This window comes from Pseudomonas sp. E102, from assembly GCF_052660185.1.
On the sequence record NZ_CP084025.1, the window covers coordinates 1530121 to 1554992 of the forward strand.

General features: G+C 59.9%; 28 protein-coding genes. 9 read left to right on the forward strand and 19 right to left on the reverse strand.

The features are described from left to right. Positions 1–43: 43 nt before the first annotated feature. The 8 genes from DOCECA_RS07120 to DOCECA_RS07155 all read right to left on the reverse strand — a co-directional run bounded on the left by DOCECA_RS07120 (position 44) and on the right by DOCECA_RS07155 (position 6401). Positions 44–268, reverse strand: a complete 225-nt coding sequence (locus DOCECA_RS07120) for a hypothetical protein (protein WP_420767702.1) — start codon at positions 266–268, stop codon at positions 44–46. Between the two features lie 61 nt (positions 269–329). Next, positions 330–509 carry a con-10 family general stress protein gene (locus DOCECA_RS07125; protein ID WP_003182983.1) on the reverse strand — a complete coding sequence of 60 codons (180 nt, stop codon included), beginning with the start codon at positions 507–509 and terminating at the stop codon, positions 330–332. Positions 510–732: 223 nt separating this feature from the next. Then, on the reverse strand, positions 733–1296 hold the full coding sequence (locus DOCECA_RS07130; protein ID WP_030142235.1) for an ATP-dependent Clp protease proteolytic subunit: 564 nt from the start codon (positions 1294–1296) through the stop codon (positions 733–735). A gap of 133 nt (positions 1297–1429) precedes the next feature. After that, complete coding sequence (locus tag DOCECA_RS07135; RefSeq protein WP_445571663.1) at positions 1430–2467, reverse strand: DNA topoisomerase IB; 1038 nt, start codon at positions 2465–2467, stop codon at positions 1430–1432. A 121-nt stretch (positions 2468–2588) separates the two neighbouring features. After that, entirely contained in the window at positions 2589–3668 is a 1080-nt protein-coding gene (gene modC, locus DOCECA_RS07140) for a molybdenum ABC transporter ATP-binding protein (protein ID WP_434610955.1), read from the reverse strand. A 3-nt stretch (positions 3669–3671) separates the two neighbouring features. Next, entirely contained in the window at positions 3672–4352 is a 681-nt protein-coding gene (modB, locus tag DOCECA_RS07145) for a molybdate ABC transporter permease subunit (RefSeq protein ID WP_420767705.1), read from the reverse strand. Then, entirely contained in the window at positions 4352–5101 is a 750-nt protein-coding gene (modA, locus tag DOCECA_RS07150; RefSeq protein ID WP_445571664.1) for a molybdate ABC transporter substrate-binding protein, read from the reverse strand. The genes modB and modA overlap by 1 nt, the downstream gene beginning before the upstream one ends. A gap of 238 nt (positions 5102–5339) precedes the next feature. Beyond that, positions 5340–6401, reverse strand: a complete 1062-nt coding sequence (locus DOCECA_RS07155) for an NAD(P)H-dependent flavin oxidoreductase (protein WP_434610959.1) — start codon at positions 6399–6401, stop codon at positions 5340–5342. A 148-nt stretch (positions 6402–6549) separates the two neighbouring features. On the opposite strand from DOCECA_RS07155, the gene DOCECA_RS07160 reads away from it, so the two are divergent. Beyond that, the gene (locus tag DOCECA_RS07160) at positions 6550–7038 is read left to right on the forward strand and encodes a GyrI-like domain-containing protein (RefSeq protein ID WP_434674994.1); all 489 of its coding nucleotides are present in this window, start codon (positions 6550–6552) and stop codon (positions 7036–7038) included. Here the strand turns inward: DOCECA_RS07160 and ada are convergent. The 5 genes from ada to DOCECA_RS07185 form a co-directional block, all read right to left on the reverse strand. Continuing rightward, positions 7002–8075: a bifunctional DNA-binding transcriptional regulator/O6-methylguanine-DNA methyltransferase Ada gene (gene ada / locus DOCECA_RS07165; protein ID WP_434610964.1), complete on the reverse strand. Its 1074-nt coding sequence runs from the start codon at positions 8073–8075 to the stop codon at positions 7002–7004. The two genes, DOCECA_RS07160 and ada, sit on opposite strands and share 37 nt — an antisense overlap. A gap of 87 nt (positions 8076–8162) precedes the next feature. Beyond that, positions 8163–8843, reverse strand: coding sequence for a DNA oxidative demethylase AlkB (gene alkB / locus DOCECA_RS07170; RefSeq protein WP_420767710.1), 681 nt, complete (start codon positions 8841–8843; stop codon positions 8163–8165). Next, complete coding sequence (locus DOCECA_RS07175) at positions 8830–9549, reverse strand: 2OG-Fe(II) oxygenase (protein WP_445571665.1); 720 nt, start codon at positions 9547–9549, stop codon at positions 8830–8832. Before DOCECA_RS07175 ends, alkB begins: the two co-directional genes overlap by 14 nt. Before the next feature lie 135 nt (positions 9550–9684). Continuing rightward, positions 9685–9855: a hypothetical protein gene (locus DOCECA_RS07180; RefSeq protein ID WP_420767712.1), complete on the reverse strand. Its 171-nt coding sequence runs from the start codon at positions 9853–9855 to the stop codon at positions 9685–9687. Positions 9856–9881: 26 nt separating this feature from the next. Continuing rightward, a complete protein-coding gene (locus DOCECA_RS07185; protein WP_003182962.1) occupies positions 9882–10184 on the reverse strand; it encodes a DUF1883 domain-containing protein in 303 nt (100 codons plus the stop codon). Between the two features lie 206 nt (positions 10185–10390). On the opposite strand from DOCECA_RS07185, the gene DOCECA_RS07190 reads away from it, so the two are divergent. Next, on the forward strand, positions 10391–10741 hold the full coding sequence (locus tag DOCECA_RS07190; RefSeq protein WP_420767713.1) for a hypothetical protein: 351 nt from the start codon (positions 10391–10393) through the stop codon (positions 10739–10741). A gap of 14 nt (positions 10742–10755) precedes the next feature. Here DOCECA_RS07190 and DOCECA_RS07195 read toward each other — a convergent pair whose 3' ends face one another. Continuing rightward, positions 10756–11037: a hypothetical protein gene (locus tag DOCECA_RS07195; protein WP_445571666.1), complete on the reverse strand. Its 282-nt coding sequence runs from the start codon at positions 11035–11037 to the stop codon at positions 10756–10758. A gap of 116 nt (positions 11038–11153) precedes the next feature. Then, positions 11154–11369 (reverse strand): hypothetical protein, encoded by a 216-nt coding sequence (locus tag DOCECA_RS07200; RefSeq protein WP_420767715.1) that lies wholly within the window; start codon positions 11367–11369, stop codon positions 11154–11156. A gap of 233 nt (positions 11370–11602) precedes the next feature. Here DOCECA_RS07200 and galU point away from each other — a divergent pair, with 233 nt between their 5' ends. The 4 genes from galU to ahpF all read left to right on the forward strand — a co-directional run bounded on the left by galU (position 11603) and on the right by ahpF (position 16456). Then, a complete protein-coding gene (galU, locus tag DOCECA_RS07205; protein ID WP_039592970.1) occupies positions 11603–12442 on the forward strand; it encodes a UTP--glucose-1-phosphate uridylyltransferase GalU in 840 nt (279 codons plus the stop codon). A 174-nt stretch (positions 12443–12616) separates the two neighbouring features. Next, complete coding sequence (gorA, locus tag DOCECA_RS07210; protein WP_434611555.1) at positions 12617–13972, forward strand: glutathione-disulfide reductase; 1356 nt, start codon at positions 12617–12619, stop codon at positions 13970–13972. A gap of 234 nt (positions 13973–14206) precedes the next feature. After that, positions 14207–14770, forward strand: a complete 564-nt coding sequence (gene ahpC, locus DOCECA_RS07215) for an alkyl hydroperoxide reductase subunit C (RefSeq protein ID WP_011061677.1) — start codon at positions 14207–14209, stop codon at positions 14768–14770. A 123-nt stretch (positions 14771–14893) separates the two neighbouring features. Next, positions 14894–16456 (forward strand): alkyl hydroperoxide reductase subunit F, encoded by a 1563-nt coding sequence (gene ahpF / locus DOCECA_RS07220; RefSeq protein WP_434610970.1) that lies wholly within the window; start codon positions 14894–14896, stop codon positions 16454–16456. A gap of 68 nt (positions 16457–16524) precedes the next feature. On the opposite strand, the gene gloA is transcribed toward ahpF, so the two are convergent. Continuing rightward, positions 16525–17046: a lactoylglutathione lyase gene (gene gloA / locus DOCECA_RS07225; protein ID WP_420767718.1), complete on the reverse strand. Its 522-nt coding sequence runs from the start codon at positions 17044–17046 to the stop codon at positions 16525–16527. 147 nt (positions 17047–17193) lie between these two features. Between gloA and DOCECA_RS07230 the strand changes: the two genes are divergently transcribed. Then, positions 17194–17724 (forward strand): DUF4946 domain-containing protein, encoded by a 531-nt coding sequence (locus tag DOCECA_RS07230; RefSeq protein ID WP_434650759.1) that lies wholly within the window; start codon positions 17194–17196, stop codon positions 17722–17724. Between the two features lie 92 nt (positions 17725–17816). On the opposite strand, the gene DOCECA_RS07235 is transcribed toward DOCECA_RS07230, so the two are convergent. Continuing rightward, positions 17817–18182 carry a histone-like nucleoid-structuring protein, MvaT/MvaU family gene (locus tag DOCECA_RS07235; protein WP_420767720.1) on the reverse strand — a complete coding sequence of 122 codons (366 nt, stop codon included), beginning with the start codon at positions 18180–18182 and terminating at the stop codon, positions 17817–17819. Positions 18183–18500: 318 nt separating this feature from the next. Further along, positions 18501–19373: a LysR family transcriptional regulator gene (locus tag DOCECA_RS07240; RefSeq protein ID WP_445571667.1), complete on the reverse strand. Its 873-nt coding sequence runs from the start codon at positions 19371–19373 to the stop codon at positions 18501–18503. Between the two features lie 128 nt (positions 19374–19501). On the opposite strand from DOCECA_RS07240, the gene DOCECA_RS07245 reads away from it, so the two are divergent. Beyond that, positions 19502–20446 carry a DMT family transporter gene (locus DOCECA_RS07245; protein WP_445571668.1) on the forward strand — a complete coding sequence of 315 codons (945 nt, stop codon included), beginning with the start codon at positions 19502–19504 and terminating at the stop codon, positions 20444–20446. A gap of 250 nt (positions 20447–20696) precedes the next feature. Beyond that, positions 20697–21773, forward strand: coding sequence for a 4-hydroxyphenylpyruvate dioxygenase (gene hppD / locus DOCECA_RS07250; RefSeq protein WP_445571669.1), 1077 nt, complete (start codon positions 20697–20699; stop codon positions 21771–21773). A gap of 172 nt (positions 21774–21945) precedes the next feature. Here the strand turns inward: hppD and DOCECA_RS07255 are convergent, their stop codons facing one another. After that, positions 21946–24855: a hypothetical protein gene (locus DOCECA_RS07255; protein ID WP_445571670.1), complete on the reverse strand. Its 2910-nt coding sequence runs from the start codon at positions 24853–24855 to the stop codon at positions 21946–21948. Between the last annotated feature and the right edge of the window lie 17 nt (positions 24856–24872).

The window sequence follows — 24872 nt, forward strand, 5'->3', positions numbered from 1 at the left end:
CCCTCGCCACGGGGCAGGGAGTTGAAAAGGAAGGTTATATACACTACGGCTGTTTGAAATGCCCCGGAACATCATGTTCCGTTTCGTTTGGCTTGGTTCTTTTCTGAACTTGAACATCGCTGATCTTGACGCTCTTTAATTCAGTAAAGGACACTCGCAAGAGTGCCTCGGCTTCTTCGGTGGTAAGCGTCTCGGTGTCGCCTGCCAATACCCGGCTATCGGGTTGGCCGTCGGCGATGAAACTGACGATGAATCGATCCTGGCTCATTCGTTACCTCGACAAGTCAAGCGCCAGGACGCAGCAGAGCTGCGCCCCAACGGTTCTCGGGTTACGACTTCCTGCCGCCGCCGTGGCTGCGTTCGCCACCTTTGCGGCCTGCTTCAGAGGCTTTTTCCCGATCATTTGCGAAATTGCCGCCGGAAGCGTGTCCGCCTTTCTTGCCGGCTTCGGATGCTTTCTCACGGTCGTTTGCGAAGTTACCTGGATTTTTGTTTCCGCTATTAGCCATTTCGAGAATCCTCATTTTGGTTAAGCGAGTAAAACGTGCCTCGCAGTATTGTGAAAGAAAACGGCGGATGGAAGTTTAGAAAAAACGTTTCGCTGGCGACGAACGGTAGTGAGTTGAAAAGTGTTGCTGAAAAAACTTATACAGCCGTTTCGCTTGAGCTTATACAACATCGAAAAGATTAATTAACAAAGCGGCGGCAAATGATATTTATTCATCGAGTAACTCAGTCCTCACCGCCGCTCACTTTCCAATGCTTGGCTTCGGGTGGAAACACCACTTGTTCAACCCTGTGGGCAATGCCAAAGGCCAGTGAGTTTTCCGCCGGGATCACACGCTCCTCGGCGCACAGGCACTTGAAGATATCCAGTTGCGTGGCGGCACCGGCGGTTTCCTTGACGTAGATTTCCACATACCGCGCCACGTCGTTGTCCAGGCTGGACAGGTATTCGCGCAAGCGCGAGTGATCCACCGACTTCTGGCCGAAATACCAATTCATCGGGTGGATCAGGAAGCGCGAGTGGGGTGTGGTGGTGCGGTCGCTGGCGGCCAGGTACATGACGATGCCCATCGACTCGATGTTGCCGGCGTTCACGGCGCGCACCGGCACGGGAAGAGACTTGATGAAGGTGTAGAGGGTGAAACCGAAGTTCGTGCTACCGCCGACCGTAGAGAGGTTGAGCATCAGCGAGTCGGCGCCTTTTTCAATGGCTTCCAGGCAATTGTCCCGAAAGCGCTCGGTGGTTCCTTGATCGATCTGGCAATGGAAATGGACGATGTGTTCGGACATCTGAAACTCCTCTCGACTTACGCGTTGACGAGTCTGCGGATCAGCGGCTCTGTACAGTTGGGAGTCCGCCGGCTGTCGGATGTTCCACTTCCGTCACTCGCTTATCGAGGCCCGCAGCGCTCGATTGCTTCGGTCAACAGGCTTCGACGGCTTGGGCCATGCGCTGCAGGAACATCGTCAGCGCAGCTTCTTGGGCACTCAGGCCTTTGCGAACCCGGGGCTTGGGCAGTTCGCGCAGGACGCCGCGCATGAAACCCTCCACAACGGCGGGGTGGATATAGCATTTACGACAGACGGCGGGCGTGTTGCCCAACTGTCGGGCGACCTGCCTGACCATCTCGGCCACGTGCCGCTTGGCCTCGGTTTCGGTTTCCCACTGCAGTGTGCGCAAGCCCTCCAGCGCCGCCGCGCTGCCTGCCCAGGTGCGGTAGTCCTTGGCGGTGAAATCGGCGCCGGTGAGGGTCTTGAGGTAGGCGTTGATATCCGAAGAAGTGATGGCGTGGCGCTCGCCGTTTTCATCCAGGTACTGGAACAGGTTCTGCCCGGGCATTTCCTGGCAGCGCTTGACGATCCGCGCCAGGCGCCGGTCCTTCACGGTGATCTGGTGTTCGATGCCGCTCTTGCCCCGGAACTGGAAAGCGATGGCGCTGCCATTGACCGCGACATGCTTGTTGCGCAGGGTGGTCAGGCCGTAGGAGCGGTTGTCCCGGGCGTATTGTGTATTGCCGACGCGAATAAGGGTGACGTCGAGCAAGGTGATGACCGTCGCCATGACTTTGTCGCGGCTGAAGCCGGGGGTGGCGAGGATCTCTTCCAGGCGTTTGCGCAGCCGGGGCAGGGTGCGGCCGAATTCCAGCATGCGTGAATACTTGTCGGCATCGCGCACTTCGCGCCAGCGCGTGTGATAACGGTACTGCTTGCGCCCACGGGCATCGCGCCCGGTGGCTTGGAGGTGGCCGCGCGGGTCGCAGCAGATCCAGACGTCGGTGTAGGCCGGCGGAACGGCCAGGGAATTGATGCGTTGGATTTCGGCCGCGTCAGTGATGCGCTGGCCCGAAGGGTCGAAATAGCAGAATTTGCCTCGCAGTTTCCTGCGGGTGATGCCCGGCGCAGTGTCATCGACATAGTGCAAGTCGGCCGGGAGTGCATCGGGCAGCGGCGTGTCGGGCATGGTTGATCCTTGGCGATGAATTCAAATGGCCTGTGAATTCATTGACCTCTGCCCGTTGCGGTCGTGCCGAGATTCTCATGTCACTTGGGACGCTTGTGTGCTGGCCCTACAGGCGCGAAGGCTACGCCAACACCGCCACCGCCTTGATCTGTGCCCACACGATCTGTCCGGGATGCAGCTTCAACTGGTCGCGCGAATACCGAGTGATCCGCGCCAGCAGCGGTGTGCCGGCGGCCTCCACGCGGATCAGCACATGGGCGGCATTGTCGCCGGCCAGTTCGCTGACGACCGCCACTGGCAGGCGATTGAGGATGCTGGTCTGCCCGTCGTTCGCCAGGCTCAGGCTGACGTCCCGGGCCTGGACCTTGAAGCGCAGCGGCTGCCCGACCGCCAGCGCCGTGTGGGCAACCCGCACGTTCAACTGGCTGTCGGGCAGGGTCAGGGTGAGCAACTGATAGCCCGGGTCGTAGCCGGCGACTTTTCCGTTGATCACCACGCCTGCGTCATCCCCCAACGCCAATGGCAGGTCGAGCCGGGCGAGGGTCTCGCCGATTGGCCCGCTGGCCAAGGCCCGCCCAGCGTCCAGCACCACGATATGATCGGCCAGCCGCGCCACTTCGTCCTGGGAATGGCTGACGTACAGCACCGGGATATCCAGCTCATCGTGGAGCCGTTGCAGGTAAGGCAGGATCTCGTTTTTGCGGCGTGTATCGAGAGCGGCCAGAGGCTCGTCCATCAGCAGCAGGCGCGGGCTGGTCAGCAAGGCGCGGGCGATGCCGACGCGCTGGCGTTCGCCACCGGAAAGGTTGTGGGGTTGCCTGTCGAGGAGATGGCCGATGCCGAGCAGTTCCGTCGCGTGGTTGATGTCCACGCGCCGTTGCGCCGCGGCAACGCGCTTGAGGCCGAACAGAAGATTGTCGCGCACCGACAAGTGATCGAACAGGCTCGCCTCCTGGAAAACATACCCCAGCGCTCGCTTGTGAGGCGGGACGAACACCTCATGCTCACTGTCTTGCCAGACCTCGCCATTGACCTCGACGAAACCCCGCGTCGGTCGGTCCAGCCCGGCCATGCAGCGCAGGCAGGTGGTCTTGCCGGATCCGGACTCGCCGTACAGCGCCGTCACCCCACGGCCGGGCAATTGCAGGTCCAGGTCCAGGGAAAAATCGCCACGGTCGAGTTGAAACCTTGCCTCGATCATCGATCAGCTCCAACCGGCGCGAGTTCGGCGGCTAGAGTACAGCGCCAGCAGCACCAGGAAAGAAAACACCAGCATCGCCGCCGCCAGCCAATGGGCCTGGCTGTACTCAAGGGCTTCGACGTGGTCGTAGATTTGCACCGACACCACCCGGGTCTTCTCGGGGATGTTGCCGCCGATCATCAACACCACGCCAAACTCACCCACCGTGTGGGCGAAGCCGAGGATTGCGGCGGTGATGAAACCCGGTCGGGCCAAAGGCAGGATGACGCTGAAAAAGGTATCCCACGGCCCGGCCCGCAGGGTGGCGGCGACTTCCAAAGGACGACTGCCGATAGCGGAAAAGGCGTTTTGCAGCGGCTGCACCACGAAGGGCATTGAGTAGATCACCGAGCCAATCACCAGTCCGGTAAAGCTGAAGGTGAGGGTGCCCAGCCCGAGGGCTTGGGTGAATTGGCCGATCCAGCCGTTGGGTCCCAGCGCCAGCAGCAGATAGAAGCCAATCACGGTAGGCGGCAGTACCAGCGGCAGGGCGACCACCGCACCCACCGGACCGCGAAGCCGCGATTGGGTGCGCGACAGCCACAGGGCGATGGGCGTGCCGATGAAAAGCAGGATCACCGTGGTCAGCGACGCCAGTTTCAGGGTCAGCCAGATGGCGGCGTAATCGGCGTCGGTCAGTGGCATCAGCGTTGGTAACCGTAGGCCTGGATGATGGCGGCGGCTTTCGGGCCCTTCAGATAGCTCATCAATGCCTGGGCGGCGGGGTTGCCCCGTCCCTTTGCCAGGATCACCGCGTCCTGCTTGATCGGATCATGCAGTTCGCCCGGGACAACCCACGCGGAACCGCTTGTCAGCTTGCCGTCCTTGAACACCTGGGACAGGGCCACGAAACCCAGTTCGGCATTGCCAGTGGAAACGAACTGATAGGCCTGGGTGATGTTCTGGCCCTCGACGATCTTGCCCTTGACCTGATGGGTGAGCCCCAGCTTTTCCAGCACCTGTGTGGCGGCCAGGCCATACGGCGCGGTTTTCGGATTGGCAATGGACAGGTGTTGGAAGGCATTGTCCCGCAGGACTTGCCCCTTGGCGTCGACGTAATCGGTCTTGGCCGACCACAACGCCAACGTACCGATGGCGTAGGTAAAGCGCGAGCCCTGCACGGTGTCGCCTTCGCTGTCCAGCCTCGCCGGCGTGGTGTCGTCGGCAGCCAGGAACACCTCGAATGGCGCGCCGTTCTTGATCTGGGTATAGAACTGCCCGGTCGCGCCGTAGGCGGCAATCAGTTTATGCCCGGTGTCCTTCTCGAAGCTGGCGGCGATGGCCTGGATCGGGGCGGTGAAGTTGGACGCGACGGCGACTTGCACTTCATCGGCTTGGGCGGCGTTGATACAAAAGCAAGTAGCAAGCAGCAGGACGAGCGGGGTCAGGCGCATGGGCAGGGTTCCGTGGAAATGGTTTCGCTATATAGCGGAATATATAGCGAAAGGCTGACAAACGGAACGTGGCTTTTTGTCAGAAGTCAGCGGTGGCAGGGCTGCCGTCATCGCGAGCAAGCTCGCTCCCACAGGATTTCGGGATGAATGCATGATTGATATTCACACTGAACCCCTGTGGGAGGGAGCTTGCTCGCGATAGCGTCCGGTCAAGCGCCGGAGACTGTCAGGCTAGCGCTCAGCCCTTGAACCGAGCCAGAGCCTCCTCAGCCAGGCGCCGCGTCAGCTCGCCACTGGGCAGCTCCCGCCCCAGGGGAAACGCCTGGCCGGCCCAAAGGTTGGCGAAGTCGGCTTCATCCTTCGCGCGAAGGGGCATCAACGCGCCGCCCGCCAGCGGAAATGCTGGCGCCAGTGGGCTCATCGGGCCGACCTCGCGCATCACCCGGTTGACGATCCCTCGGGCCGGCCGACCGGTGAACAGGTTGGTGATTGCAGTCTGGCTTTCCTTGGCCGTGCGCAACGCCCGGTGATGGGAAGGCGTGATCTTCGCTTCCGGGGTAAACAGGTAGGCGCTGCCCAGCTGCACCGCCGACGCACCCAGGGCAAATGCGGCGACGATGCCCCGCGCATCGCCGATACCGCCGGCGGCGATCACCGGCACGGTCACCGCGTCCACGACTTGCGGCAGCAAGGCGAACAGGCCCACCTGAGTATCGAGGTCGTCGCTGAGGAACATCCCTCGATGACCGCCGGCTTCATAACCCATGGCAATGATCGCGTCGCAGCCGTGTCGCTCGAGCCAGATCGCTTCTTCCACGGTGGTGGCCGAAGAGAGGACTTTCGCCCCGGTGGCCTTGACCCGATCGAGCAACGATTTTTCCGGCAGGCCGAAGTGGAAGCTGACCACCTTGGGTCGCATCTTCTCCAACACCCGGCAGGCCGTATCGTCGAACGGCGTGCGATTGGATACGGGCGTCGGCGCGTCGAAATCCACCCCCAGTTCTTCGTAATAAGGCTTGAGGCGCTGTTTCCAGGCCTCGGCCCGTTGTTCGTCGAAAGCGGGCGGCTGATGACTGAAAAAATTGACGTTGAACGGCTTGTCGGTCTGCTCGGCGATGGTCGTCAGTGCCTGGCGCAGTTGCTCCACGTCGAGCATCGCCGCGGGCATCGAGCCCAGTCCGCCGGCATTGCAAGTGGCGACCACCATCGCCGGACCGGTCACCCCGGCCAGCGGCCCCTGGATGATGGGATGCTCGATGCCGAGCAGGTCAAGAATGCGGGTGTCTGGCCACTGACTCATGTTCGGGTGTCTCCGACGGCAGAAGGAAACGGTGTTTTTAGCAGGTGTGACCCGGCCAGGGCCAGTCGAGTTTTTCAATCGCTGCCCGGGTTTGATACCAACGGCGGGATGGGTACCATGGGACACCACTTATCAAGGAGCCGAACCCATGGACGTGAAACTCAAGACCGTCGAACCTTTCACGGTCGCCGGTTTGCAGGTACGCACCCGCAACGCCGAGGAGCAACAGGGCGATACGGCGAAAATCGGCCCGATGTGGCAGCAATTCTTCACCGAAGGGTTGTTCGAGCGAGTTCCGGCGCGGCAGTCGGAGTCGTTCGTCTACGGTGTGTACTCCGGCTACGAGTCCGATGCCACCGGCTACTTCAATGTGACGGCGGGCGTACAGGTCGACGCCACGAGCGCAGGCTACCCCGCCGTGGAAGTCGAAGGCGGGGATTACCTGATGTTCTCGGCCAAGGGCGAAATGCCCGATTGCGTGATCCAGACCTGGGGGCTGATCTGGGCGTACTTCGCCGACAACCCGCAGGCCGTGCGCCGGTTCAGCACCGATTTCGAGGTCTATAACGCACCCGACTCGGTGGCGATCTATATCGGTGTTCAATCCTCGGGCGAGCGTTCCAGCGCCAACAGCTGACGCTTGCGCTCAACGCCCCAGCGGTAGCCCGACAGGTTGCCGTCGCTGCGCACCACTCGATGGCAGGGGATCGCCACGGCGAGGCTATTGGCGCCGCAGGCCTGGGCCACCGCGCGCACCGCTTTGGGCATGCCGATGCGCTGGGCGATTTCGGCATAGCTGGCGGTGCTGCCGGGCGCGATCTCTCGCAGGGCTTGCCAGACCCGTTCCTGGAACGCCGTGCCACGCAAGTCCAGTGGCAGGTCCAGGCCCAGCGCCGGTGCCTCGATGAAGCCCACCACTTGGGCAATCAGTTGCTCGAATTCCCGGTCGGCACCGATGAGGTTGGCGCGGCGGAACTTGTCTTGCAGGTCACGCAGCAGCGCATCCGGGTCGTCCCCCAGCAGGATCGCGCACACGCCACGCTCGCTTTGCGCCACCAGGATCGCTCCCAGGGAACACTGGCCGAGGGCGAAGCGAATATCGGTGTTCAGCCCGGCGGCGCGATACTCGCCAGGTTTCATACCCAGGACTTTGTCGGCGGCTTCATAGAAGCGGCTGTTGGAACCGAAGCCTGCGTCGTAAAGCGCTTCGGTCACCGTTCCGGCGTCGGCCAGGCGTTCGCGCACTTTGCGCGAGCGATGGGCGGCGCCGTAGGCCTTGGGGGTCAGGCCGGTGATCGACTTGAAGACGCGATGAAAATGGAAGGGACTCAGGCCGGCGCTTTGTGCCAGTTCAGTCAAGCCTGGCAGTTGCTCGGCCGCCTCGATCTGCCGGCAGGCCGCCGCCACCCGCGCCGCTTGTTGCGCGGCGATCTGGGTCTGGTCCCTGGCCATCCGTTTGCTGGGACGATAACCGGCTGCCTGGGCCTGTTCCGGCGTGTCGAAGAATTCGACATTGCGCGGGTTGGGCAGGCGCGACAGGCTGCTGGGGTGGCAATAGATGCCGGTGGTCTTCACGCCGTAGACAAAGGTGCCATCGGCGCGCGGATCCCGGGCGAGTACGGCGGCCCAGCGAGGGTCCTGATCAGGGGCGAGCGTACTTGAAGTGCTGTTCATGGTCGTGATTCCTTTGGCCCGTTTTGGCTAGATTACTGAGCCATCCAGGTGACGACACTCCGGGTCTTGCGGTTGAATTCTGCATTGTTATCCGGCCATGCGGAACGTCATGTTGATGCGTTGGGCGCCCAGACGTGTATGTTGTCCCGGCTTGAGCGGCAGCACGCCGTGGTAGCGCAACCGATCCACGCCGCCCCAGATTGCGATGTCGCCATGAAACAACGGAATGCGCTGGCTTTTGTCGCTGCGCTCGAATCCACCAAACTGGAATGTCGCCGGCAGGCCAAGGGAAAGCGAGACGACGGGGGCCGTCAGGGAGCGCTCGTTCTTGTCCTGGTGCAGCGACATCCGCGCGCCGGGCACGTAGCGGTTGATCAGGCAGGCATCGGGCTCGAAGTGCTCGAAGCCCGCTTGCCGGGCGGCGGCCTGGGCCAGCTCGCGAAACACTGGCGGCATGGCGGGCCAGGGATCGCCTGTCTGTGGATCATGGGCGGTGTAGCGATAGCCGCTGCGGTCGGTGGTCCAGCCGAGTGCGCCGCAACTGGTCAGGGCGACCGACATGGTAAAGCCACCGGGCGTGACCATCTGCCGGAACGGTGCGGCCTGCAAGACTGTTTCCAGCGCTGGCAACAAACGGTCGAGCCAGGGCAGGGCAAACCCGCGTAGCACGAAGGATTGCTGGCCGATCTGTTCGACCTGGCCAGGCGTGGTGGGCGCCTGGTCGGCGAACAGGTCGAGAGTGACGGGGGTGTCGTCATTGCGCATCATGAAAAATGATCCCGAGTGTATGCCGGCGACCGCTGTGTACGCGGCTGACGCCATGGCGCAAGTTAACCCGATAATACCCGCGAACGCCTTTGACCGGCCGCTGGTGTACGGCGAACACCACGGCGTCGCCTTGTTTCAAGTCGATGACTTGGGGGCGTGACTGCATGCGCGGGCGTTGCTCGGTGAGGACGAACTCGCCCCCGGTAAAGTCGTCTCCCGGTTCCGACAGCAGGATGGCTACCTGTAGCGGGAACACCTGTTCGCCATAAAGGTCCTGGTGCAGGCAGTTGTAATCCTGCGGGCCGTATTGGAGGAGCAACGGTGTGGGACGCTGCTGCCCGGCGGCATGGCAACGGCGGATGAAATCCGTGTGCTTGTCGGGGTATCGCGTTTCCAGGCCCATGCAATCGTTCCAGCGATTAGCCACTGGGACCAGCATCGGATAGAGCGACTGGCGCAATTGCTGGACGATCTCAGGCAGCGGATAAGCGAAATACTGGTACTCACCGCGCCCGAAACCGTGGCGCCCCATTACTACCCGCGAACGAAAAACCCCGGCGTCCTCATACAAACCGCTCAACTGCCGGCATTGTACGGTCGGCAGCAGGTTGCGAATGATCGCGCAGCCGTCCTCATCGAGGCTATCCACCATGGTGGGCCAATCGAGGTGGGGGAGGTGTTGGGTCAATAGAGGCGTTGAGGACATGATTGCAATCCTGGATAAAAGGACTGTTCAGCCTGAAGAGTGCAGCGCTGCCGGGCACTCCGATTCTTGCGATGTGAAGCGCTTTTTGTAGAAAGGGAGCAAGCTCCCTCACCACAAAAAGCCAGCTGGCAGGCTTTAGAGTGCCTTGCTGACCTTGAGATCGGTGATCTGATCATCGGTCTCGCCATGCAACTTTTGCAGCGCGACCAGCGCTTCTTCCTCGGTGCCGGTCTGCAGTTGCGCGAACTCGAAGCGGCGCTCGCCGTTGAGTTTGTACTTGATAACGTATTTAGTTGTCTGGGCCACGGTTTTACCTATCTTGGACGGGGGGCTCAACTCAGCTTCGAACTGGAGCGCCGGATGATCTTGATCTTGTGGGTCAGGGTCGGCTTGCGGGTAACGCTGATGGCGCGACGGTTGACGGTGTCGATGGTGATATTCCAGAAGCCGGTGCTGGGGGCCGTGATCCTGGCCGGGAACGTGTCGAACGCGCCGCCGTGGTAGGTGTGGCGGCCACCATTCTTGAAGCTACGGAAATTGGCGTCGTTCATCAAACGGATGTTGCACATTTGGGAGCATTCGATCACGACGATATCGTCTTCGTTGAGGTGCTCGCGCTGGTGGATGAATTTCATGGGCGCCTCCAGAAGGGCATTTCTTGCAAATCAGGACAGTAAGATGAAGCAATGATAATGGAGCGCAGTTTATCAGCACCGCGGGTTAATATCCGGCCCCTGTCCTGGGTGTCATTCATTTATCAGGCGGTGGCGAATAAAAAATGAGAGGACGTTGGAGAAAATCGACGTTTGCATTGTCGGAGGGTCTTTATTGGAGGATTCATATGAAGCGCAGCGTGTGGGTATTGGCCTTGGCCTTGGGTGGATGTGCATCGGTATCGGACATCAACCAGACGCCGCCCACCATGAGCGTCATCTCCGGCAAAAAACCTCATGAATACGCCAAGTGCGTTGCCGACAAGCTTCTGGAGAGCCGTGGTCCGCTGCAAATGGAGCCGCATAAGAATGGCGTGCGGGTGATCGTCCCCGGCAAGCTGTCGGCGCTACCGGCCGCGGTGTTCGACATCGACGAACGCTCCAGCGGCTCCAGCATCAAGCTGCACGAAAGCCTCTCCAACGTACCGGTGCGCCCGGGCGACGTTCAGGACGCGGCCAACGCTTGTATTTCCGGTTAAGCAGGGCCCGTCCTTTATTTACAGACGACCACCACGCTGCGGCTGGTGAAGTTGCCCACGTCCACACCGAGGGTCTTTTCGCTGTCGTTGGCCTGTGGCGTGCCATCCGTGCCGACGATGCGGTAGCCCGTACCGGCGCAGGAAGCTTCCGCTTTCTCGTAACACGTCGCCCAGGAATTGGCTTCGCCTGAACAGTCGATGGCCAAGCCTTGTTCACCGGTATCCAGATAGGTTTTTTCGGCTGAGGCACAGCCTGCCAGGGCCAGAACTGCAAACAGCACCAGGATTGTCTTCATTGGGGGGTTGTCATCAGGATGGGGAGGAATGGCGCGAGATTATAGCGAATGGCCATTCCGGTACAGCTAAACCCGCGGCCCCTTCCGAGCACCAGGGCTTCGGCGGGGCCGTCTGTTTATTTCTTGCGGCGAGTATTGCGCGCTGGCGCCTGTTCACGTTCCCGGGGCGCCGGGGCGGAACGTTCGTCCTGAAAGACCGCGGCGACTTCCACCGCCATTGTCTTGGTGGGCAAGGGACCGGCGACCTGCTCGCCGTGGTAGTTGATAATCCACCACTGGCCGTCCTTGTCCTGGCTGACCGAATAACCGTTTGCGTTCTGTGTTGCCGACATCTAGCTGCCTCGTTGGCGGAATCAAGGCGGCCATGATACGCCAAATGCTCGCAAACCGTGCTGATGGGCGTACAGTGGGGACCGCTGGAACCATCGAAGCGAAAGGCGATTGAACTATCCGCCGGTTTATTTCTCTATGATGGCATCGGTTGGCCAGCGCAGGCATTGTAAGGTGCCTGCCGGCTGATTAGACTGCGCCGAAACTTGTACACACCGCCTTTTCAAGGACTTATATGATCAAGAAATGCTTGTTCCCAGCAGCCGGTTACGGTACTCGCTTCCTGCCAGCGACTAAAGCCATGCCCAAAGAAATGCTGCCGGTGGTGAACAAGCCACTGATCCAGTACGGCGTCGAAGAAGCCCTGGATGCGGGCCTGACGGAAATCTCCATCGTCACCGGCCGTGGCAAGCGCGCCCTGGAAGACCATTTCGACATCAGTTACGAGTTGGAAAACCAGATCAAGGGCACCGACAAGGAAAAATACCTGGTCGGCATTCGCAAGTTGCTGGACGAGTGCTCGTTCTCCTACACCCGCCAGACCGAAATGAAAGGTTTGGGCCATGCGATCCTGACCGGCCGCCCGCTGATCGGTGACGAACCGTTCGCCGTGGTCCTGGCGGACGACTTGTGCGTGAACCTGGAAGGCGACGGCGTTTTGACCCAGATGGTCAAGCTGTACAAGCAATTCCGTTGCTCCATCGTGGCGATCCAGGAAGTGGATCCGCAGGAAACCAACAAGTACGGTGTCATCGCCGGTGAAATGATCCGCGAAGACATCTACCGCGTTCACAGCATGGTTGAAAAACCAAAACCTGAAGATGCGCCGTCGAACCTGGCGATCATCGGCCGCTACATCCTGACTCCGGACATCTTCGACCTGATCGAACAGACCGAGCCAGGCAAGGGCGGTGAGATCCAGATCACCGACGCCCTGATGAAACAGGCCCAGAACGGCTGCGTCATGGCCTACAAGTTCAAGGGCAAGCGCTTCGACTGCGGTGGCGCCGAAGGTTACATCGACGCAACCAACTTCTGCTTCGAGAACTTCTACAAGACCGGCAAGGCTTACTGATTCAGCCTGCGTCGCGCCTTGAAAAAACGCCCCGACTGGTTCGGGGCGTTTTTTTTTCTGCAAAAAAACCTTCCGCCAATCATCAATCACACAAACAAAGTCGCTGTTTGCGCTGCAACGCTGCCTCAAGTGAAAACAGCAGGTATGCTGACAACCTGCCGAAGGAGATAGATGATGGCTTACGATTTTGATCTGTATGTGATTGGCGCCGGTTCCGGCGGTGTGCGGGCGGCGAGGTTTGCCGCGGGTTTCGGCGCGAAAGTGGGCGTGGCGGAAAGCCGCTACCTGGGGGGGACCTGCGTCAACGTCGGCTGTGTGCCGAAAAAACTGCTGGTCTACGGCGCGCATTACGCCGAGGATTTCGAACAAGCGTCGGCCTACGGCTGGACGGCGGGCGAGGCGAGTTTCGACTGGGCCACGCTGATCGCCAACAAGGATCGTGAGATCAATCGCCTCAACGGCATCTACCGCAACCTGCTGGTCAACAGCGGTGTGACCTTGCATGAAGGCCACGCCAGGATTACCAGCCCTCATGAAGTCGAGATCAACGGCGAGCGCTACACCGCCAGGCACATCATGATCGCCACCGGCGGCTGGCCGGTGATTCCGGATATTCCCGGGAGCGAGCACGCCATCGGTTCCAACGAAGCGTTTTTTCTCAAGACGCTGCCCAAGCGCATGCTGGTGGTGGGAGGCGGCTACATCGCCGTGGAATTCGCCGGGATCTTCCACGGCATGGGCGCGCAGACATCCTTGCTCTATCGCGGCGACCTGTTCTTGCGCGGTTTTGATGGCGCGGTGCGCAAGCATCTGGCCGAAGAGCAGCAGCGTCGTGGCTTGGACCTGCAATTCAACGCAGACATCCAACGCATCGACAAAGAAGCCGACGGCAGCCTGAAAGTGACGCTCAAGGACGGTCGCACGTTGTCGACCGATTGTGTGTTCTACGCCACCGGCCGCCGGCCGATGTTGGACAATCTTGGGCTGGAGAACACGGGCGTCAAGCTGGACGAGAAAGGCTTCGTGCAGGTCAACGAAAAATACGAGACGGCCGAACCGTCGATCCTGGCCATTGGCGATGTGATCGGCCGTGTGCAGCTCACGCCTGTCGCCCTGGCCGAAGGCATGGCGGTGGCGCGGCGCCTGTTCAAGCCTGAGCAATACCGCCTGGTTGATTATCGAATGATCCCCACGGCGGTGTTCAGCCTGCCGAACATCGGCACGGTAGGTTTGACGGAAGAACAGGCTCGGGAAGCCGGCCATGAGGTGCAGATTTTCGAAAGCCGTTTCCGGCCGATGAAGCTGACCCTCACTGACTGCCAGGAACGCACCCTGATGAAATTGGTGGTCGATGCCAAGACCGATAAGGTCCTGGGCTGCCACATGGTCGGGCCGGACGCCGGTGAAATTATCCAAGGGCTGGCGATTGCCCTCAAGGCCGGTGCTACCAAGCGCGATTTCGATGAAACCATCGGCGTGCATCCAACCGCAGCCGAAGAATTCGTCACCATGCGTACGCCTACCGCCTGATCAGGCTTTTCGTCCATGGGGCTGTGATCCGTTGATCCAGCCCCGTGAACTGTCAGGCAGCTGCCACGATCAATTGATCGCCGCCTTCGGCAGCTTCCACAGATTTCTTCTATCTATATAGATTCCTGATAGTCAAAACCAATCATTTGCATGAGCTTTGGCAATGAGCCAACAGCGCAATGAATGGCTAAGATTCACCCCATCAACTTTTCAACCACTGACGGAGAGTCAACGATGCCTATCATCAACAGCCAAGTTAAACCGTTCAAAGCCACCGCTTTCAAAAACGGCGCTTTCGTCGAAGTATCGGACGCCGACCTGAAAGGCAAGTGGTCTGTCGTGTTCTTCTACCCAGCTGACTTCACCTTCGTTTGCCCAACCGAGCTGGAAGACCTGGCCGACAACTACGCCGAGTTCCAGAAGCTGGGCGTCGAAATCTACAGCGTGTCCACCGACACTCATTTTGCCCACGCTGCCTGGCACAACACTTCGCCAGCCATCGGCAAGATCCAGTACACCATGATCGGCGACCCGACCCTGGCCATCTCCCGCAACTTCGACGTGCTGATCGAAGAAGCTGGCCTGGCTGACCGCGGTACTTTCGTGATCAACCCTGAAGGTCAGATCAAGATCGTTGAAATCAACGACGGTGGTGTAGGCCGTGACGCTTCCGAGCTGCTGCGCAAGATCAAGGCAGCCCAGTACGTTGCCGCTCACCCAGGTGAAGTCTGCCCAGCCAAGTGGAAAGAAGGCGAGGCCACCCTGGCTCCGTCCCTGGACCTGGTCGGCAAGATCTAAACCAATGCGTTACCCGAGGGCGATCCGCTCTTAGCCAAGTAAGCCGCTTCGCCCCAAAAAACGCCCGGGCGAGATTCGCCTGGGCGTTGTTTTTTCTGAAATTCAAAAATGGAAATCGCCCGTATGTTGGACGCCAATCTTAAAGCTCAGTTGAAGTCATACCTGGAACGGGTCACCCAGCCGATCGAGATCGTTGCATCCCTCGACGACGGTGCGAAATCCCAGGAAATGCTTGCGTTACTCAAAGACGTTGCCAGTCTTTCCAACCAGATTACCTTGCTCGACAACGGCACCGATGCGCGTAAGCCATCGTTTTCGTTGAACCGCCCGGGAGCCGATATCAGCCTGCGTTTCGCCGGCATTCCCATGGGGCATGAATTCACTTCGCTGGTGCTGGCCCTGCTGCAAGTCGGTGGCCACCCTTCGAAGGCCAGTGTCGAAGTGATCGAACAGATCCGCTCGCTCAAGGGCGATTTCAACTTCGAGACGTATTTTTCGCTGTCGTGCCAGAACTGCCCGGACGTGGTCCAGGCGCTGAACCTGATGGCGGTGCTGAACCCGAACATCAAGCACGTCGCCATCGACGGCGCGCTGTTCCAGGCTGAAGTCGATGAACGCCAGATCATGGCCGTGCCAAGCGTGTACTTGAATGGTGTGAACTTCGGCCAGGGTCGCATGGGCCTGGAAGAAATCCTCGCCAAGATCGACACCAGTGGCATCGAGCGCCAGGCTGAGAAGATCAGCGCCAAGGATGCCTTTGACGTGTTGGTGGTGGGCGGTGGCCCGGCCGGTGCCTCGGCGGCCATCTATGCGGCACGAAAAGGCATCCGTACCGGTGTGGCGGCCGAGCGTTTCGGTGGCCAGGTGCTCGACACCATGGCCATCGAGAACTTCATCTCGGTCCAGGAAACCGAAGGGCCGAAACTGGCTGTCGCCCTGGAAGAACACGTCAAGCAATACGACGTCGACATCATGAACCTGCAACGCGCCGACGCACTGGTGCCAGGCACGGCCGGTGGGCTGCATGAAGTCAAGTTCGCCAGCGGCGCGAGCCTCAAGGCCAAGACCGTGATCCTGGCGACCGGTGCCCGCTGGCGCGAAATGAACGTGCCGGGCGAGCAGCAATACCGCAACAAAGGCGTGGCGTACTGCCCGCATTGTGACGGTCCGCTGTTCAAGGGCAAGCGGGTCGCGGTAATCGGCGGCGGTAACTCCGGCGTCGAAGCGGCCATCGACCTGGCGGGTATCGTGTCCCACGTCACGTTGCTGGAGTTCGATGTGCAATTGCGTGCCGACGCGGTATTGCAGCGCAAACTGCACAGCCTGCCGAACGTGACGGTGATCACCAACGCCCAGACCACCGAAGTGACGGGTGACGGGCAGAAGGTCAACGGCCTGCGCTACAAGGACCGTCCGAGCGGTGAAGTGCGCGACGTGGCGCTGGAAGGAATCTTCGTCCAGATCGGCCTGTTGCCCAACACCGATTGGCTCAAGGGCACCGTCGAGCTGTCGCCGCGTGGCGAGATCATTGTCGATGCTCGTGGCGAAACGTCGATCCCAGGTGTGTTCGCGGCCGGTGACGTGACCACCGTGCCGTACAAGCAAATCGTGATCGCCGTGGGCGAGGGCGCCAAGGCTTCGCTGAGCGCCTTCGATCACCTGATCCGCACCTCCGCACCGGCCTGATAGCCGGTCGCTGGAAAAACAAAACCCCATGGGCCTTGGCTCATGGGGTTTTTTTGTGACCGCAGAACTTACAACGGTGCAGGCTGGATGATCTCGACCCAATAACCGTCCGGGTCTTTGATGAAGGCCAGGCTTTTCATGCGGCCATCACTCAAGCGTTTCTGGAAGTCACAGCCCAACGCTTCGAAGCGCTCGCAGGCGGCGACCACGTCTGGCACGGAGATGCAGATGTGACCGAAACCGCGCGGGTCGGTGTTGCCGTTGTGGTAGGTGAACGCCGGATCGTTTTCGGTGCCGTGGTTATGTGTCAGTTCGAGGATGCCGGGGATCGATTTCATCCACTCGGTACGCGCCGCCGCGTCCGCCGGGATCTGGTTCTTGTCGACCAGGGCAAGGAAATACAGGCTGAATTCGGCCTCTGGAAAGTCGCGCTTTTCCACCAGGGAAAAACCCAGCACACGGGTGTAGAAATCAAGGGACTTGGTAATGTCCTTGACCCGCAGCATGGTGTGGTTGAAGACGAATTTGGCCGTTGCGGCATCGGGTTGAGCGGTGACGCCAGGGAAAGTATTGAGTTCTTGCAGGCTCATGGGCCCTCCGAAAAATAAGTGGGGCTTGTGCTAGCTTCCTTGCAGGTGCGTCCATGATACGCAAGGGGCGTGGCATCGCCAAACATGCCTATTGCCTGGTGGGGCGTCGCGCTTCAGACTTCACGATCAGTCCTTGAGTGCAACGCAATGTTTCGACCGCTTTCTTCGCTGTTCGTCCTGTTGTTTGCCGTCGCGTCGAGCGTCGATGTGGGGGCGGCCGAACCACAGGTAACCTGGCCCTCGGGATGGATCATCGAATCGCTGCCCGCCGACGCACCGGCCCCGGCCAAAGGTACCAGTCGGCAGCGCGCCACCAAAAGCGACCGTTCGGGCAATGCCGTGATGGTGATGGAGTTGACCGCGTCGGCTGTCGAGCCCGACCATCAAGTAAACTTGCAAGGCGTGCTGTTGGAAATGAGAAAGTCCATTCAGAAGGATTTTTTCCAAGGTGGCTATCAAAGTGTCTGCAATAAGATTCACGCGTCCGTATTGGGCGGCGTAAGCGCTTTGGAAACCACTTGCACGATCACGCAAAACGGGCGTCATGTATTGTCGCAGACCCTCGTCGCGGCACTTAATGAGGGTAATGCCTACGTGTTGTCCTATGCGGGGCAGGCGCAGGTATTTGTAGAAAGCCAGGATGAAATACAGTCGGTACGAAATAGCCTGAAATTATAAGGCTTTCAGCGTAATACTCTTGGGCCAACACGAAAGTTCGGCCCATAAAAAAGCCCTGGGTGCAGGCCAGGGCTTTTTTCGTTGTAGTGCTTTCAACCGCGCAGCCAGGAATCGACGGTGCTCGCACCGTATTTTTCCTTCCAGGCTTTCAAACCGCGATGGTTGCCGCCCTTGGTTTCGATCAGTTCGCCCGTGTGCGGGTTCTGATAGACCTTGACGACGCGGGCACGGCGGGTCTTTGGCGTCTTGCCCGACGACAGGCCTGATTTGGACGGGCTCGGGTCGAGGATCGCAACGATGTCGCGCAGGCCCTTGCCGTAGGTTTTCATCAGCCCTTGGAGCTTTTCTTCGAATTCGATTTCTTTCTTGAGCCCGGCGTCATTCTTCAAAGCTTCCAGCTGCGCGAGCTGCTCTTGAAGGGCCTTTTCGGCTTTGCGAAATTCAGCGAGTCTGGACAATATAATTACTCCAATCAAAATATAAGGCTGATACCAACCGCAAACAAAGCTATAAGCCAGGCGCCTTGTAGCGACTCGGTGACTAATGACTCTCCTGCTATCTGGTAGAGGCAGAAAAAATTGTAGTAGTTAAACCGAAAAGTGTAAATCGTAACTTTTTCGTTATGTAACAGCTGTTGGCGTTTTACCATCAGTCGGGCCGATGACGTCAAGCGACTGGCGACGGAGATTGGCTGTTAGCAGTACTAGGCGGTGTAATGAAATCGCGTGCTCTAGTCCGTTGGGCTAATAGATAACCCTATCGAAAGTTAAGCGCAATCAAGTCGGCTGAACGGCCTGTGCCAGCTCGATAAATGCCAGGGTTGCCGGCGAGGCCTGGCGGCTATCGAGTACGGCCAGGCCGATCTGTCGTGGGATGGGAGGCGACAGAGGACGAACAACGAAGCCAGGATTATCGAACAGGGGCAACGAGCCTTCGGACACTACGCTCACCGCGTTGCCACGAGTGACGAGGTCGAGCGTACTGAGCAGTTGCGAGCAGCGATAACGGACATTGGGTGTCAAGCGCGCGGCATTGAACAGTCGCCAGACCAGTTCCGACGAGCCGGCCTCGGTGAGAATGAAAGGGTCGTCGCACAAATCCTTGAGTTGCACGTGGGTTCGATCCCCTAGGGCGTGAGCAGCAGGGAGCAGGGCGACCATCTGGTCGGTCATCAACGCGAACGTATCGAAGCGTTCCTCCGGCAAGACTACGAAACCGACGTCGATCCGGCGTTCGTCCAACCATTGCAGAACCTGCCGGTCCGGCCCCTCGTCGACATGCACTTCGATCCCCGGGTGCAAGGTCCTGAAGCGTTCCAGGATAGCGGGCAACAGCTTCATCGAGGCTGTCGGGCCGAACGAGCCGATGCGCAAGGTTCCGCGGCGCATGCCTCGGGCATCCGCGGCTTCCTGGCGCAGCGTGTTGGCCAAGCCGAGCATGGCTCGGGCCCGCAGCAGCAATTGCTGGCCGATGTCGCTGGGCTCCACCAGGGTCTGATGACGCCTGAACAGCTCGACGCCCAGTTCGTTTTCCAAGGACCTGATTGCGTGCGACACCGCTGATTGTCCGATGCCCAACCGTGTCGCGGCTGCCGTGAAGCCGCGCAACTCGGCGACCAGCGAAAAGATTTCGAGTTGGGTCAGGGTCATGAGTGAAGGCTCATTTTACGATGACAAGATATGAGGCGAACAATACGGCACTTGAGCGACAGAGAAAACCGTGGCGAGGGAGCTCCCTCGTCACTGGCATCCGAACGACCTTGAATGAGATGAAAGCAATGAAACCCATGGAACATTCCATGCCGATCGCTTCCGACCTGCCGGTCTACCTGAAGCTCGCCATGGTCACAATGATCTGGGGAGGGACGTTCGTGGCCGGGCGGATCCTCTCCGATGCATTGGCGCCCATGCTGGCCGCCAGCCTGCGCTTTCTGCTGGCGAGTCTCGCGCTGCTGGTATTTCTCGGGGTGGCCGGCATTCCCCTGGCCAGGCCCAGCCTGAAGCAGGGCTTGCAACTGGCGATGCTGGGTTTCTTCGGTATTTTCTTCTACAACCTGTGTTTCTTTTATGGTTTGCAATACATCAGTGCGTCGCGGGCCTCGTTGATCGTGGCGTTGAACCCGGCGGTGATCGGGCTGGCCTCCTGGTGGTTATTCAAGGAGCGGCTGAGCCGCTTGAAAGTCGCCGGCATCGTCTTGTGTCTCGGCGGGGCGGGTCTGGTGATCGTGGGTCGTGACCCGGCCTTGCTACAAACAACGGAGCAAGGGTGGATAGGCGACGTGCTGATTTTCGGCTGCGTGCTCGGCTGGGGTATCTACTCGCTATTTTCCAAAAGCCTGAATGAAAGCCTTGGCCCCTTGCAAACGGTGACCTGGTCGATCCTGCTGGGCACGCTGATGCTCTGGGGAGCGTGCGCGGCCGGGGGAGAGATTCGCTTCGCGGCGCTGACCGCACTGGATGCCGGGCAATGGCTGAGCCTGTTGTACCTTGGCGTACTGGGCTCGGCGCTGGCCTATATCGCCTGGTATGACGGCATCCGACGGATTGGCGCGACCCGGTCCGGCGTGTTCATCGCGCTCAATCCACTGACGGCGGTCCTGCTGGGCGCCTTGCTATTGGACGAACGGCTTACGGCCTTGATGTGCGGGGGCGGGGGGCTGATCCTGATGGGTATTTTCCTGTGCAACAAACCCCTTGCACGCTCGGCCAAAAAGGCGATTTGATACCCAAGGCGGACAAATGTGGTTACGCTGTGTAGAATCGATTTACGCATATAAGAATAACGTCTTCTGGCAGCAGAAGCCTCGCCCGCAAGAGCCTTGGGTCGACAATGAAGATACTTGGGTTTCAACTGATCTATGGCGATTTCCTCGCCCGCAGCGTCCGCGGTATTTCCTGCGCGCCGCCGCGCGCCCTCAGCATCACTGGCAACTAACGTTTCTTGTTAATTGATAAGCATGATGAGGCGCCGACATGGCAGATCTATACGAAAACCCGATGGGCCTGATGGGCTTTGAATTCATCGAATTTGCATCCCCTACGCCCAACACCCTGGAGCCGATCTTCGAGATCATGGGTTTCACCAAGGTAGCGACCCACCGCTCCAAGGACGTACACCTGTATCGCCAGGGCGCGATCAACCTGATCCTCAACAACGAGCCCAATAGCGTGGCGTCCTACTTCGCCGCCGAACACGGTCCGTCGGTTTGCGGCATGGCGTTCCGCGTCAAGGACTCGCAAAAAGCCTACAAGCGCGCCCTGGAACTCGGTGCCCAGCCGATCCATATCGAGACCGGCCCGATGGAGCTGAACCTGCCTGCGATCAAAGGCATCGGCGGCGCGCCGCTGTACCTGATCGACCGTTTTGGCGAAGGCAGCTCGATCTATGACATCGATTTCGTGTTTCTCGACGGTGTCGACCGCAATCCGGTGGGTGCGGGGCTCAAGATCATCGATCACCTGACCCACAACGTGTATCGCGGGCGCATGGCGTACTGGGCGACCTTCTATGAGAAGTTGTTCAACTTCCGCGAGATCCGCTACTTCGACATCAAGGGCGAATACACCGGTTTGACCTCCAAGGCCATGACCGCGCCTGACGGCATGATCCGCATTCCGCTGAACGAAGAATCCTCGAAGGGCGCTGGCCAGATCGAAGAGTTCCTGATGCAGTTCAACGGCGAGGGCATCCAGCATGTGGCGTTCCTCACCGACGACCTGATCAAGACCTGGGATGGGCTGAAGAAAATCGGCATGCGCTTCATGACCGCGCCGCCGGACACCTACTACGAAATGCTCGAGGGCCGTCTGCCGAATCATGGCGAGCCAGTGGCGGAGCTGCAATCGCGTGGCATCCTGCTCGATGGCGCTTCCGAGCAGGGCGACAAGCGTTTGCTGCTGCAGATTTTCTCGGAAACCCTGATGGGCCCGGTGTTCTTCGAATTCATCCAGCGCAAGGGCGACGATGGCTTCGGCGAGGGCAATTTCAAGGCGCTGTTCGAGTCGATCGAGCGTGACCAGGTGCGCCGTGGTGTGCTGACCGCTGACTAATGCCTGAGTGTCACAAACACCGCCCGGCCTGATGCCGGGCGGTTTTTTTTGCCCGGCGCAAGCTACGCTGGCGATCCATCCGCCCGTGGTGGCGCTATCGCCAGCAAGCTCGCCCGCACCCTGAATATTGGCCAGAGCAGGTCCGGCATCAATGCTTGACCGGTGCTGTTTGTCAGGCGCTTTGCACGCGTTTCAACCCAATCGCTTCATCCAGGTGGGCCGTGAGGGCGTCCAGGTTGTCAAACAGACGAAGCTCGGTAAGCCCCCATTCCGGTCGATTGATATAAAGCTTGCCCGACAACTGATCCTTACTGACCAGCGTTCTTTTGATCGAGCTGTCCTTGGAACGGTGGAAGATCATGGTGCCTTCCGGTCTGGTTTCGACAAGGTACATGCCAGGATCGGTCAGCCGTGGGTGCCTATCCATCAGGCGCAGCGGCGAGACGGGAATCACCGTCGTGCCGCTGACCTGTTTAAGACCGGCAGTCTTGAGCGCCCACACCAGCCCATCGATGTCCTTGAACTTCACTCTGTTGACTTGCCACACCCGGTGGTAATGCTGGGACAGGTCGGGAATGTCGACCGATAGCTGGTCAGCGGCCATAAGCAGGGGGTACACGCTGAAGTCCCCCAGCTGATGTTTCGCCAGGTACAGCTGAAACCCATCTTCCGAGCGTTCGATGAGGAATTCGTTCGGCTTGTTCAACAACTTGCCAGGGCTGACGGGCGCCCGCCGTATCAGCTGGGTGCCGGTACTTATCTCCAGCAGCAGATCTGACTTCACAAAAAGGTACCCGGCGCCGGAGGGCGTACGGTGAGCGGCTGGTCGTGCGATGGGCAAGAGACTGGAAACGATCTCTCCTTCATCGGGCAGCACTCGCGTGGGTTGACTGCCGGCATCGACCACGCGTACCCCGACGGCACCTTGCAGTTCAGCCAATCCGGGGGTGTTTCGAGCGGTATTGGCGTGGCCGCTCTCTACCAGCGCCACCCATTTGTGCGGGCCCCGGTGGGCCTGGTCGGTCTCGATGAGAGTATGGGCCACGTACTTGAAGTTCCTGGAGCGCTCGGGGGCGTGCCGCCTCATTTCGTCCCTGAAGGTGATCGACGTGTCGAGCGCCTGCACCTTGATGCCGTGCTGGTGAGCAACAGTGATGAGGTTGACCAACGAATGGGCGCTGGAGGGATGTATCTGCTGGAGTTCGTCCTGGCGCCGGAGATTCGCCCTCAGAGGATCGGACATCGCACCGCTGGAGGCAAATGCATCCAGCCGGGGTTGATCGTATTCACTGATCAGGTTTTCCATGTAGAGCGTCTTGACCTGCTGCTCCTTCAGGGCGGGCATGTTGTCGATCAAGAACTTCCTGGCGCCGATGGCGTTGTAGGCCGCTCCCAAGACCAGGCCGTTGGATACACGGTAAATGCTTTCAAGCACAGCGGGGGGTGGGCTGTAAGGTTGCAGTGCCGGCGTGGGCGGCCTGGGGCGGGTGACCGGTTGGCCTTCGAAGAAGTACTGGCTGGCGCTGATGGTATCCCTGGCGCGCTGGAAACGTTCCCGCTGGGCGGTTTCGACATCGAGACCACGCTGCACCGGTATTGTCGCAAAAAGGCTATGGGGGTCCTGCGTAAGGTTGGCACTTCGAATGTCTTGTTCCAGAACGCGTCGGTAACGAACGGGCAGCTCGAATGGCTTCATGCCCTGGCCCCCTACGTTCAGGTTCAAATCAGCGGCCCCGAGCGACGGGTCCTGGATGATCTGCAGGTTCGGGCCATGGGCAAGGTCCTCGACATGCAAGCTCATCACACCTTGCACTTGGGCCAGGCCAGGCGTGTTGGGGTAGCTGAAAGTCACCGTGGCGTGCTGCTCCTGTTCAAGAGCGATGTTCCTTTTACGATACTGGGACGCTCCCACCAGGGCGACCCACTTGCCTTGCGGACGATTAAGGCGGTCGGCGTTGATCACTTGGCTGGCGTGATACGTGAACAGGCCTCGGAAACCGTCGTCTCCGGACAGTTCCGCCTGGGCCCTGGCGGCGCAGTCCAGGGCCTGGACCCTTATGCCATTTTCCCGCGCCGCGATGATCAGGTTCTGATAGGTGTAGGGCGTTGGCGGGACCGCGTCATCATTCACGTCGAGAGCGTGCAGGCGACGCTTCAGTCTGGCGTCGAGGACACCGGTCCTGGCGAACCCGTCCAGGACGACCTGGTCGATGTCGATTCGCAAGCGATCCAGGTACAGCGTCGTTACACCGCTTGCGACCAGTGCCGGCATCGCGTCGATCAGTTGCATCTTGCTGCCGGTGCCCGAAAACCGCTCCGTCATGACCAGGCCTTGGGAGTGTTCGAAGATTTTCTCGATGAGCTTGGAAAATGTCTCCACGCCAAGCAACGAAGGAGCGGCGGAACGAGGGATCCGTTGGGCGTTTTGAAGGAATAACCGGGCGTCCTCTTTCAGTTGGTTCTGTTGGGTCCGGTAAATAGGGCCTAAAGCAGCGTCGCGCTCTTTGATGGACTGGCTCGATAGCCCCTCGTTCCTGCGATCGAATACTGCTCGCTGGTCCTTGCCCAGTTGGTAGGCCCGCAGCTTCGTGGCGAAGGCGTTTTCGCGCCAGGACACCGCGCCTGTTGGCCGATAGAGTGCCGGGCCCGAAGGTGACAGTTCATTCAGGCCCCACGCGTAATAAGCGTTCAAGGCAGGGTCATGGACGACCCGGGCGACTTTCCCGTCGTCCAGATCGACGTAGCTGCCGTTGCCGTTGACCCGAAGACCATCGGCGCGGGCCGGTGGCAACCCTTCGGGTGGATTGAGCGCGTAGCGATCCAAGGACCTTGGCGAAGGCTGCGCAGCCGTTGGGGCGCCACTGGTCGGGTCCGTCAGCTCGACGGGTGGCGGCGGGCTCTTCTGGGATGAAGCCCCGGCAGAGCCACTGGGCTCGGACGTCGACGTGTGGGGGCGTGGCGGGATGCCGGTCCCAGGCAATGCAAGATGAGGCGGCAGCCTGACGTCGGGTAGGGTGATCGTGCCCGGATCGGTGCCTGGCGTGTCTGTGCCCTTCGGGCGCACAGGTTTTTTTGGAGACATGTTCTCTTCCTTGATAG

Coding starts and splice junctions, on each gene's coding strand:
- DOCECA_RS07120 (WP_420767702.1), bottom strand. CDS start 268: ATGAGCCAGGATCGATTCATCGTCAGTTTCATCGCCGACGGCCAACCC.
- DOCECA_RS07125 (WP_003182983.1), bottom strand. CDS start 509: ATGGCTAATAGCGGAAACAAAAATCCAGGTAACTTCGCAAACGACCGT.
- DOCECA_RS07130 (WP_030142235.1), bottom strand. CDS start 1,296: ATGTCCGAACACATCGTCCATTTCCATTGCCAGATCGATCAAGGAACC.
- DOCECA_RS07135 (WP_445571663.1), bottom strand. CDS start 2,467: ATGCCCGACACGCCGCTGCCCGATGCACTCCCGGCCGACTTGCACTAT.
- modC (WP_434610955.1), bottom strand. CDS start 3,668: ATGATCGAGGCAAGGTTTCAACTCGACCGTGGCGATTTTTCCCTGGAC.
- modB (WP_420767705.1), bottom strand. CDS start 4,352: ATGCCACTGACCGACGCCGATTACGCCGCCATCTGGCTGACCCTGAAA.
- modA (WP_445571664.1), bottom strand. CDS start 5,101: ATGCGCCTGACCCCGCTCGTCCTGCTGCTTGCTACTTGCTTTTGTATC.
- DOCECA_RS07155 (WP_434610959.1), bottom strand. CDS start 6,401: ATGAGTCAGTGGCCAGACACCCGCATTCTTGACCTGCTCGGCATCGAG.
- DOCECA_RS07160 (WP_434674994.1), top strand. CDS start 6,550: ATGGACGTGAAACTCAAGACCGTCGAACCTTTCACGGTCGCCGGTTTG.
- ada (WP_434610964.1), bottom strand. CDS start 8,075: ATGAACAGCACTTCAAGTACGCTCGCCCCTGATCAGGACCCTCGCTGG.
- alkB (WP_420767710.1), bottom strand. CDS start 8,843: ATGATGCGCAATGACGACACCCCCGTCACTCTCGACCTGTTCGCCGAC.
- DOCECA_RS07175 (WP_445571665.1), bottom strand. CDS start 9,549: ATGTCCTCAACGCCTCTATTGACCCAACACCTCCCCCACCTCGATTGG.
- DOCECA_RS07185 (WP_003182962.1), bottom strand. CDS start 10,184: ATGAAATTCATCCACCAGCGCGAGCACCTCAACGAAGACGATATCGTC.
- DOCECA_RS07190 (WP_420767713.1), top strand. CDS start 10,391: ATGAAGCGCAGCGTGTGGGTATTGGCCTTGGCCTTGGGTGGATGTGCA.
- DOCECA_RS07195 (WP_445571666.1), bottom strand. CDS start 11,037: ATGAAGACAATCCTGGTGCTGTTTGCAGTTCTGGCCCTGGCAGGCTGT.
- DOCECA_RS07200 (WP_420767715.1), bottom strand. CDS start 11,369: ATGTCGGCAACACAGAACGCAAACGGTTATTCGGTCAGCCAGGACAAG.
- galU (WP_039592970.1), top strand. CDS start 11,603: ATGATCAAGAAATGCTTGTTCCCAGCAGCCGGTTACGGTACTCGCTTC.
- gorA (WP_434611555.1), top strand. CDS start 12,617: ATGGCTTACGATTTTGATCTGTATGTGATTGGCGCCGGTTCCGGCGGT.
- ahpC (WP_011061677.1), top strand. CDS start 14,207: ATGCCTATCATCAACAGCCAAGTTAAACCGTTCAAAGCCACCGCTTTC.
- ahpF (WP_434610970.1), top strand. CDS start 14,894: ATGTTGGACGCCAATCTTAAAGCTCAGTTGAAGTCATACCTGGAACGG.
- gloA (WP_420767718.1), bottom strand. CDS start 17,046: ATGAGCCTGCAAGAACTCAATACTTTCCCTGGCGTCACCGCTCAACCC.
- DOCECA_RS07230 (WP_434650759.1), top strand. CDS start 17,194: ATGTTTCGACCGCTTTCTTCGCTGTTCGTCCTGTTGTTTGCCGTCGCG.
- DOCECA_RS07240 (WP_445571667.1), bottom strand. CDS start 19,373: ATGACCCTGACCCAACTCGAAATCTTTTCGCTGGTCGCCGAGTTGCGC.
- DOCECA_RS07245 (WP_445571668.1), top strand. CDS start 19,502: ATGAAACCCATGGAACATTCCATGCCGATCGCTTCCGACCTGCCGGTC.
- hppD (WP_445571669.1), top strand. CDS start 20,697: ATGGCAGATCTATACGAAAACCCGATGGGCCTGATGGGCTTTGAATTC.
- DOCECA_RS07255 (WP_445571670.1), bottom strand. CDS start 24,855: ATGTCTCCAAAAAAACCTGTGCGCCCGAAGGGCACAGACACGCCAGGC.